The sequence below is a fragment of the Streptosporangium sp. G11 genome (assembly GCF_051192615.1).
GTDB lineage: Bacteria > Actinomycetota > Actinomycetes > Streptosporangiales > Streptosporangiaceae > Streptosporangium.
The window spans coordinates 45409-54098 of record NZ_JBPJUQ010000063.1; the positions used below are offsets into that span (position 1 = coordinate 45409).

The following is an 8690-nucleotide window of genomic DNA, read 5'->3' on the forward strand; positions in this document are numbered from 1 at the left end:
GGCTCAGTTCACCTGGACACGGGCCAGGGCGTTGCGCGAGCGTGCCACGTCCTCCTCGGACATGCCGCCGATCTGGACGCTCAGCTCCAGCCGCTCGCCGGTCTCGTGCTCGCGGGCGGTCACCTGCAGCAGGCCGGAGGCGTCGAGGGCGAAGGTGACCTCGATGGGGTACCCGGCGGGCTTGCCGGGGGGAATGCGCAGGTCACCCTCGGCGATCCTGGTGTTGTCCTCGGGCTCCTCCGAGGCGACGCTGCCCGCCTGCTCCATGACCTCGATGGCGACGTGGGTCTGGAAGTCGTCCAGGGTGGCGAAGCCCTGGGTGGCGTCGGCGGGCAGCGGGTCGTTGGCGTGGACGAGGTGGGTGACGTACTCGCGGCGATTGCCGCGCTCGGTCGTCTTTATCCCGAAGGCCCGGGAGGCGACCGTCTTGATGGTCCGCCCGGCGATCTGCTCGCGCTGGCCGCCGGACAGGCCCGCCCGGACCGCCATCTCCTCGGCCTTCGCCCGCTCGCCCGCGCTCAGCAGCCGCCGGTAGGTCTCCTCGAACGCGTACAGCGCCGCCCCCTTGGCGACGGCCAGGTCGGGGTCCTGCAGGCGCGGGGTGACGTCGAACTCCCTGCGCAGCGCCTCGGTCACCGCGGGCATCTTGGCCGAGCCGCCCACCAGGACCAGGTGGTCGAAGCCGTCCACGCCCTTGCCCGCGGCGGTCGCGACGGTCCTGCGGGTGATCTCCACCGTCCGGTCCAGCAGGTCGCGGGTGAGCGACTCCAGCTCCTCGCGGGTCAGCTCCACCTTGGTCACCCGGCCCTCGTGCATGACGCGCACCACGTGCCGGGTCCGGGAGGTCAGGGTCTTCTTCAGCTCCTCGGCGTCGCGCCGCAGCTGCTGCTCGGTCTGCCTGTCCTCCAGCGGGTCGCCCACGTCGGGGTGCTCGCCGCGGAACCGTTCGGCCATGTGCTCCACCAGCCGGTCGTCCCAGTCGGCGCCGCCGAGCTCGTGGTCGCCGTCGGTGCACACCACCTCGATGTCGCCCCCGCGCAGGCTGATCACCGTGGTGTCGAAGGTGCCGCCGCCCAGGTCGTAGACGAGGATCCGGCAGTCCTGGCCGGGGTTGAGCACGCCGTAGGTGATGGCTGCGGCGATGGGCTCGGAGACGATGTCGATGACGTTCAGACCGGCGATCCGCCCTGCCTTGCGGGTGGCGTCCCGCTCGCCCGCGCCGAAGTAGGCGGGGACGGTGATCACCACGTCGGCGACCTCCTCGCCGGTCGCCACCCGGGCGTCCTCGGCGAGCTTGCGCAGCACGAAGGCGGAGATCTCCTCGGGGGTGTACGCGCGGCCGTGCATGGTGCGGGTCACTTCGTGGCCCATGTCCCGCTTGATCCTGCTGACCACCAGGTCGGGTTCGACGACCGCGCTGTCCTTGGCGGTCGCGCCGACCACGACGTTGTCGGGCGTCTCGAAGAACACCACCGACGGGGTGGTGTCGGAGTCCTCCTGGTTGCGCAGCACCGTCGGCCGCCCGATGTCGTCGACCCCCGCGATGCAGGAGTAGGTGGTCCCCAGGTCGATGCCGTGAACAGCCATCACACGTTCTCCTCGTCGCCGTTCCGTGCCGTGCCGGGCCGCTCCGCCGCCTCCCCGTCGTGCCGCCCCTCCTGCCCGCCGCCGCCCTCGGCTCCCGGGTGCCCGGCTTCCTGAGCCGGGTCTTCCGGGGGCGCGGGCGGCCGGTTCGCGGTCTCCCCGGCGTCCGCCGGAGCTGACAGGCCCGCTCCGGCCGGGGTCCTGCCGACGACCACGCCCGCCTTGCGCAGCACCCGGTCGGGGGTCGCGAAGCCGTCGGCGAGCACCGCCACGACCAGGCCGTCGCGACCGGCCTCCACCGGCTCGGTCCGTACCGGCCGGTGCAGGGCCGTGTCGTACGGGTCGCCGGGGGCCGCCTCGACGCGCTCGGCCCCGGTGCGGGCGAGCACCTCCGCGACCTCCTCGGTGATCGCCTCCAGCAGCGCCCCGACGTGCTCGGCCGAGGGCGTCTTCGGCCCCCGCCAGCGCGCGGCCTCCCTGTGCACGGAGTCGTACAGGCGGTACAGCCCCGCCCTGACCGGGGTCAGCGCCTCCTGCAGCAGGCCGTGCCGCAACTCCTGGTTCTCCGCGTGCAGCCGGTCGATGATCTGCTCCCGGTGGGCGGCCCGCTCGTGCTCGCGCGCGACCTGCTCGGCCAGGTGGGTGAGGGCTTCGAGCACCTCGTCCGCCCCGGGGGGAGCGGGGACCTCTGGGGTGGGGTGTCCGGGGGAGTGTGGCAGCATCCGCTTTCCTGTGGTCGGGTCACATCGGGTCACCGTGAGGGCCCGGGAGCGCACCGCCGTCGGACGGCGGACGGGCCTGGTACGTCGTGCTCGGCGAGGGGGCCCGCCGACGTGCGATAACTGCCCGGCCGATCCGGAGGGCACGGCCAGGACGTGCGGGAACAGCGTGGCCGCACCGGGTGTCCGGCCCGGGCGGCGGCGATCTCATTGAAACACTACCGATCGGCCCCGGGAAGCGGCGGAAGTCGCGCGAGATCCCGCCCGCGCGGGTGCCCCGAGGCCGGGGCGTCGCCGCGGAGGACGGTAGGATGTAATGGGTGAATAACGATAGAGACCATTACACGGTCCAGGCCGGGGTGCCGTCCGCCGAGACCTACCGCCGGCTGCGGGTCACGGCGGGCCTGAGCGACAAGACGGCGGAGGCGGCCGAGGCCGGGTTGCCGAACACCTGGTACGGCGTCACGGTCCTGTGCGGCGCCGAGACGATCGGCATGGGGCGGATCGTCGGCGACGGCGGGTGCTTCTTCCAGATCGTGGACATCTGTGTCGTACCCGAGCACCAGGGCAGGGGCCTGGGCAAGCGGATCATGGCCGAGCTCACCGCCGAGCTGACCCGCAGGGCCCCGGCCGGGGCGTACGTCTCGCTCATCGCCGACGGTGACGCCCGGCACCTCTACCGCAAGTTCGGCTTCGCGGAGACGGCTCCCGCGTCCGTGGGCATGCACCGCACCGTCTGAGGCGCCTCTTCGCGCGTCCGGGAGGTCCGGCCGGCGGAGGGCCTCCCGGCCGTGCCGCGCCCCGTCCGATGGGGGACCTCCCGGCCGTGCTGCGTCCCGCTCGATGCCGAAACGGTTAAAACGTGACAATGGATGACGGCTCCGGCTGCCCGGCCGCGGGCCCGGTGGGTTTCCCGGGGAGGGCCGGGCCATCCGGGACGGGCATCGTGTAACGCTAAGGAAACGGCACGTTCATGTGCCATTGACACCTGCCTGAGCTTGGTTCTACTGTCCAGCTCAACCGGTTAAATCGTTTTTTGGTAGGAGCCCGCCCACCCCCCACTTCCTGAGGAAGCGCTTATGTTCACTGTTTCGCGAAGGTCCATTCCGGCCGCGGTGGTGGCCGGTCTGCTGTCGATCGGGCTGGCGGCCTGCGGCGGAGGCACTACCAAAGACTCGGCGAGTTCCGCCGCCCCCGCGGCCCCCGCCTCCTCCGCTCCGGCGAAGGCCGATCCGAACGCCCCGATCAAGGAAGGGCTGAAGATCGCCTTCCTGCCGAAGCAGATCAACAACCCGTACGAGACGATCGTCGACAAGGCGGGGATCGAGGCGGCGGCCGAGTTCAAGGCCGAGGCCAAGGAGGTCGGCCCCTCCGACGCGTCGGCCTCCTCGCAGGTGTCGTACATCAACACGCTGACCCAGCAGGGGCACGACGCGATCCTGATCGCGGCCAACGACGCCAACGCGGTGTGCGGGCCGTTGCAGCAGGCGCGGGCCAAGGGCACGAAGATCGTCTCCTACGACTCCGACGCCTCCAAGGAGTGCCGGGACCTGTTCATCAACCAGGCCAACTCCGAGGAGATCGGACGCAGCCAGGTGAAGCTCCTGTCGGAGCTGATCGGCGGCAAGGGTGAGGTGGCGATCCTGTCGGCGACGGCGAACGCGACCAACCAGAACACCTGGATCGAGTTCATGAAGGACGAGCTCGGCAAGCCCGAGTACAAGGACATGAAGCTGGTCAAGGTCGCCTACGGCGACGACGACGACCAGAAGTCCTTCCAGGAGACCCAGGGCCTGCTGCAGGCGTACCCGGACCTGAAGGGGATCATCTCGCCGACGACGGTGGGCATCTCGGCGGCGGCGCGCTACATCTCCGGTTCCAAGTACAAGGGCGAGGTCGTGCTGACCGGGCTGGGCACGCCGAACCAGATGCGCCAGTTCATCAAGGACAAGACGGTCGAGAAGTTCGCCCTCTGGAACCCCAAGGACCTGGGTTACCTGGCCTCGTACGCGGCGGCGGCGCTGGCCTCCGGGCAGATCACCGGCGCCGAGGGCGAGGTCCTGAAGGCGGGCAAGCTCGGCGAGAGGACGATCGGCAAGGACGGGGAGATCATCCTCGGCCCGCCGTTCACCTTCGACGCCTCCAACATCGACCAGTTCGACTTCTGACGCCATCGGTGCGGCCCGCGTCCGGCACATTCGGGCGCGGGCCGCGCCCGGGGCGGCACAGATCCGCGGCCGGAAGGTGCGGGCCCGCACCCCCGGGGCGGCAGGGGCCCGCGGCCGGAAGGCGCGGGCCCGCACCCAAGAAAGGCCATCTCGTGCAGCGTGTCTGCTTCCTGCTGAAGATACGGCCGGAGCGCCTGGGGGAGTACCGCGAGCGCCACCGCGCCGTGTGGCCCGAAATGCTCGAGGCCCTGAGCGCCACCGGCTGGCGCAACTACTCGCTCTTCCTGCGGGAGGACGGGCTGCTGGTCGGCTATCTGGAGACCGAGGACTTCGAGGCCGCCCGCGAGGCCATGGCCGCGACCGAGGTCAACGCCCGGTGGCAGGCCGAGATGGCGCCGTTCTTCGAGAGCCTCGACGGCCGCCCCGACGAGGGCATGGTCTCGCTCGAAGAAGTCTTCCACCTCAACTGATCGGGGATCGATTCATGATCAAGGATTCGCTGCGGGCGCAGGTCATCGAGACCCCGTCGTGGGCGTACGGCAACTCGGGGACGCGGTTCAAGGTCTTCGCCCAGCGCGGGGTGCCGAGGGACCCGTTCGAGAAGCTCGCCGACGCCGCCCAGGTGCACGCGTTCACCGGGGTGGCGCCGAAGGTGGCGCTGCACATCCCGTGGGACCGGGTCGACGACTACACCGCGCTGGCCGCGCACGCGTCGGGGCTGGGGGTGGAGATCGGGGCGATCAACTCCAACGTGTTCCAGGACGACGACTACATGCTGGGCAGCGTGACCCACCCGGACGCGCGGGTGCGGGCCAAGGCCCTCGCGCACCTGCTGGACTGCGTGGACATCATGGACGCCACCGGTTCGGACACGCTGAAGCTGTGGTTCTCCGACGGGATCAACTACCCGGGCCAGGACGACATCCGCGCCCGCCAGGACCGGCTGGCCGAGGCGCTGGGCCGGGTGTACGAGCGGCTGGGCGAGGGGCAGCGGTTCCTGCTGGAGTACAAGCTGTTCGAGCCCGCGTTCTACGCCACCGACGTGCCCGACTGGGGCACCGCGTACGCGCACTGCCTGAAGCTGGGCCCCAAGGCCCAGGTGGTGGTGGACACCGGCCACCACGCGCCCGGCACCAACATCGAGTTCATCGTGGCGTTCCTGCTGCGCGAGGGGAAGCTCGGCGGGTTCGACTTCAACTCCCGCTTCTACGCCGACGACGACCTGATGGCGGGGGCGGCCGACCCGTTCCAGCTGTTCCGCATCATGGTCGAGGTGATCGGCGGGGGCGGGTTCACCGAGAACGTGGCGTTCATGCTGGACCAGTGCCACAACATCGAGCCGAAGATCGCCGGACAGATCCGGTCGGTGATGAACGTGCAGGAGGCCACGGCCAAGGCGCTGCTGGTCGACCGGGAGGCGCTGGCGAAGGCACAGTCGGCCGGGGACGTGCTCGGGGCCAACGCGGTCGTCATGGACGCCTACAACACCGACGTGCGGCCCCTGCTGGCCGAGGTGCGCGCCGAGCTGGGACTGGACCCCGACCCGATGGCGGCGTACGCCAGGTCGGGCTACTTCGAGAAGATCGCCGCCGAGCGGGTCGGCGGAGCCCAGGCGGGCTGGGGCGCCTGATGCCCGCGCGTCCGATGCCCGAGTGCCCGGTACCCGCGCGGCTGATATCCGCCCGTCCGGTATCCGGGTGCCCGGTACCCGCGCGGCCGATGTCCGTCCGCCTGGTATCCGGGTGCCCGGTACCCGCGCGGCCGATGTCCGTCCGCCCGGTGCCCGCGTGCCGCCGCAGTGCGAGAGGAGAGCGCCATGACCGCCGCGCCTGACCGGGTGACCGTCCCCCGCACCAGGGTGGGACTCGTGGCCGGGGGACTGGGAGCCTACTGGCCGCAGTTCCCCGACCTGCTGCCGCAGCTGCGGCGGTCGTCGGAACGCGTCGCCGAGCGGATGCGGGAGCTGGGCTGCGACGTCGTCGACGTGGGGTTCGTCTCCGACGCGCAGGAGGGCGCGGTCGCGGCCGAGCGGCTGCGCGAGGCCGGTTGCGACGTCATCGTCGGCTTCCTCACCACGTACATGACCGCGACCATGCTGCTGCCGGTGGCGCAGCGCAGCGGGGCGCCGGTGCTGCTGATCAACCTGCAGCCGACCGAGTCGATGGACCACGCGAGCTTCGACACCGGCCAGTGGCTCGCCTACTGCGGTGCCTGCCCGTTGCCGGAGATGGCCAACACCTTCCTGCGGGCGGGAATCGCGTTCCGGTCGGTGTCGGGCTACCTGGAGGACGAGCGGGCCTGGGCGCGGATCGGCCGGTGGGTGCGGGCGGCCGGGGTACGCGCGGCGCTGCGCCGGGGCAGGCACGGCCTGATGGGCCACCTGTACCCGGGGATGCTGGACGTGGCCACCGACCTGACCCTGGTGTCGGCGAACCTGGGCGGGCACGTGGAGGTCCTGGAGTTCGACGACCTGCGCGTACGGGTGGAGAAGGTCACCGACGCGCAGGTCAGGGACCGCGTCGAGCTGGCGCGGGAGGTCTTCGAGCTGGACGGCTCGGTCAAGGACGACGACTTCGCCTGGGCGGCGCGGGTGTCGGTCGGCCTGGACCGGCTGGTGGACGACTTCGCCCTCGACAGCCTGGCCTACTACCACCGGGGCCTGGAGGGGGAGATCCACGAACGGCTGGGCGCCGGGATGATCTTGGGGGCGTCCCTGCTGACCGCCCGGGGCGTTCCCGCGGTGGGCGAGTACGAGCTGCGCACCTCGCTGGCCATGATGATCATGGATCGGCTGGGCGCGGGCGGGTCGTTCACCGAGCTACAGGCGCTCGACTTCGCGCTCGGCCACGTGGAGATGGGGCACGACGGCCCGGCCCACCTGGCGATCAGCGCGCGGCGCCCGCTGCTGCGCGGGCTGGGCGTCTACCACGGCAAGCGCGGGTGGGGCGTGTCGGTGGAGTTCGACGTGGCGCACGGCCCGGTGACCGCGCTGGGCCTGCTGCAGAGGCGCGACGGGACGTTCGCGTTCGTGGTCTCGGAGGGCGCCACGGTGGAGGGTCCGCTGCTGCGGATCGGTAACACCACCTCGCGGGTGGACTTCGGGTGCGACCCGGGGGAGTGGACCGACGCGTGGAGCGCGACCGGGATCTCCCACCACTGGGCTCTGGGCACCGGCCACCGGATAGCCGACCTGCGCGCGGTCGCCGACCTGATCGGCGTCGACGTCATCGAAGTGAGGCCGTAGAACATCGGGTGAGGCTAGGGCATCGAGGTGAGGCCGTAGGGCATCGAGGTGAGGCCGTGAACGCGGGCGCCCTGTGTCCTGGACGGCCGCCGGGGCCCGCGCACCCCGCGCTGCCCCGCGCTGCCCCGGCGTGTCCCCGCGGCCGTCACACGCCCGGCCGCCGGAGGGCTTCGGGCGACCGCGGGAGCCCGGTTCGCCACCGTGGGTTCGACGCGGCCCTCCGGGAAAATCGGCCGGCGCCCTCGGAAACGGGCGCTCCGCGAGGCGACCGGATTATGTTCCGTACACCTGTGGAATTCGGTCGGGAACCAATTTCAATCAATGCGGATCGTATCGATCATCGGTGTGACGGCCACGCCGCGGACCCATGAACCGGCCACCACGCGGACGCACTTCGGGAACACATGGAGCCATTTTCATCGTGACGGTGCAGGTCACGAGTAGGACGAGGTCTGATGTGGACATAAGGCGAGGCTCCCGGTAAGTCAGCAGTCGACCAAGATCCGATGCCCCAACCGGGAGCCTCGCTGTGCTGTCTTACCCCGCCGCGATTGCGCTGTCCACCCGCAGCCTGAACCACCTCGCCGACCTTATCCGGGCCCACCGCGTCCAGCGCCGGTCCCGATGGCGACGCCTCGATCCCGGCCGGCAAGCCCTGCTCGCCCTGGCGCACCTGCGCAACGGCGACACCTTGACCCGTCTGGCCTGCGGATTCGAGATCGGCGTGACCACCGCCTGGCGATACATCCGCGAAGCCATCGACCTGCTCGCCGCCACCGCAGACGACCTCGACACCGCGATGAACAGAATCCGCCTGCTGGCCTATGCCATCCTCGACGGCACCCTCATCCCGATCGACCGGGTCGCCGATCAGAAGCCCTACTACTGCGGCAAACACCAACGCCGGTAAGTTACGGTTCGGTTGTGTTGGGTGGCCGGATGGTGATCGTATAAACGGTCCTGCTCAGCGGCGTT

At 70.9% G+C, this 8690-nt stretch carries 7 protein-coding genes and 1 pseudogene; 6 read left to right on the forward strand and 2 right to left on the reverse strand.

The features are described 5' to 3' along the window. Positions 1–3 precede the first annotated feature (3 nt). Together ACSDR0_RS38365 and ACSDR0_RS38370 are read right to left on the reverse strand one after the other, a co-directional pair. On the reverse strand, positions 4–1587 hold the full coding sequence (locus ACSDR0_RS38365; RefSeq protein WP_435293860.1) for an Hsp70 family protein: 1584 nt from the start codon (positions 1585–1587) through the stop codon (positions 4–6). Beyond that, positions 1587–2306 carry a nucleotide exchange factor GrpE gene (locus ACSDR0_RS38370; RefSeq protein ID WP_435293861.1) on the reverse strand — a complete coding sequence of 240 codons (720 nt, stop codon included), beginning with the start codon at positions 2304–2306 and terminating at the stop codon, positions 1587–1589. The genes ACSDR0_RS38365 and ACSDR0_RS38370 overlap by 1 nt, the downstream gene beginning before the upstream one ends. A 317-nt stretch (positions 2307–2623) precedes the next feature. Here ACSDR0_RS38370 and ACSDR0_RS38375 point away from each other — a divergent pair, with 317 nt between their 5' ends. From ACSDR0_RS38375 to ACSDR0_RS38400, 6 genes and pseudogenes are all read left to right on the forward strand, one after another. Next, positions 2624–3043 carry a GNAT family N-acetyltransferase gene (locus tag ACSDR0_RS38375; RefSeq protein ID WP_435293862.1) on the forward strand — a complete coding sequence of 140 codons (420 nt, stop codon included), beginning with the start codon at positions 2624–2626 and terminating at the stop codon, positions 3041–3043. A gap of 339 nt (positions 3044–3382) precedes the next feature. Continuing rightward, positions 3383–4471, forward strand: coding sequence for a rhamnose ABC transporter substrate-binding protein (gene rhaS / locus ACSDR0_RS38380; RefSeq protein WP_435293863.1), 1089 nt, complete (start codon positions 3383–3385; stop codon positions 4469–4471). A 152-nt stretch (positions 4472–4623) separates the two neighbouring features. Further along, a complete protein-coding gene (locus tag ACSDR0_RS38385) occupies positions 4624–4941 on the forward strand; it encodes an L-rhamnose mutarotase (RefSeq protein ID WP_435293864.1) in 318 nt (105 codons plus the stop codon). Positions 4942–4955: 14 nt separating this feature from the next. Next, positions 4956–6101 (forward strand): L-rhamnose isomerase, encoded by a 1146-nt coding sequence (rhaI, locus tag ACSDR0_RS38390; protein WP_435293865.1) that lies wholly within the window; start codon positions 4956–4958, stop codon positions 6099–6101. Between the two features lie 186 nt (positions 6102–6287). Further along, positions 6288–7715: an arabinose isomerase gene (locus ACSDR0_RS38395; protein ID WP_435293866.1), complete on the forward strand. Its 1428-nt coding sequence runs from the start codon at positions 6288–6290 to the stop codon at positions 7713–7715. A gap of 529 nt (positions 7716–8244) precedes the next feature. Then, positions 8245–8619 (forward strand): annotated as a pseudogene (locus tag ACSDR0_RS38400) (helix-turn-helix domain-containing protein); the annotation flags it as partial. Between the last annotated feature and the right edge of the window lie 71 nt (positions 8620–8690).

Bases quoted from the DNA above. Each gene is read 5' to 3' on its own strand.
- ACSDR0_RS38365 (WP_435293860.1), bottom strand. From the start codon at position 1,587: ATGGCTGTTCACGGCATCGACCTGGGGACCACCTACTCCTGCATCGCG.
- ACSDR0_RS38370 (WP_435293861.1), bottom strand. From the start codon at position 2,306: ATGCTGCCACACTCCCCCGGACACCCCACCCCAGAGGTCCCCGCTCCC.
- rhaS (WP_435293863.1), top strand. From the start codon at position 3,383: ATGTTCACTGTTTCGCGAAGGTCCATTCCGGCCGCGGTGGTGGCCGGT.
- rhaI (WP_435293865.1), top strand. From the start codon at position 4,956: ATGATCAAGGATTCGCTGCGGGCGCAGGTCATCGAGACCCCGTCGTGG.
- ACSDR0_RS38395 (WP_435293866.1), top strand. From the start codon at position 6,288: ATGACCGCCGCGCCTGACCGGGTGACCGTCCCCCGCACCAGGGTGGGA.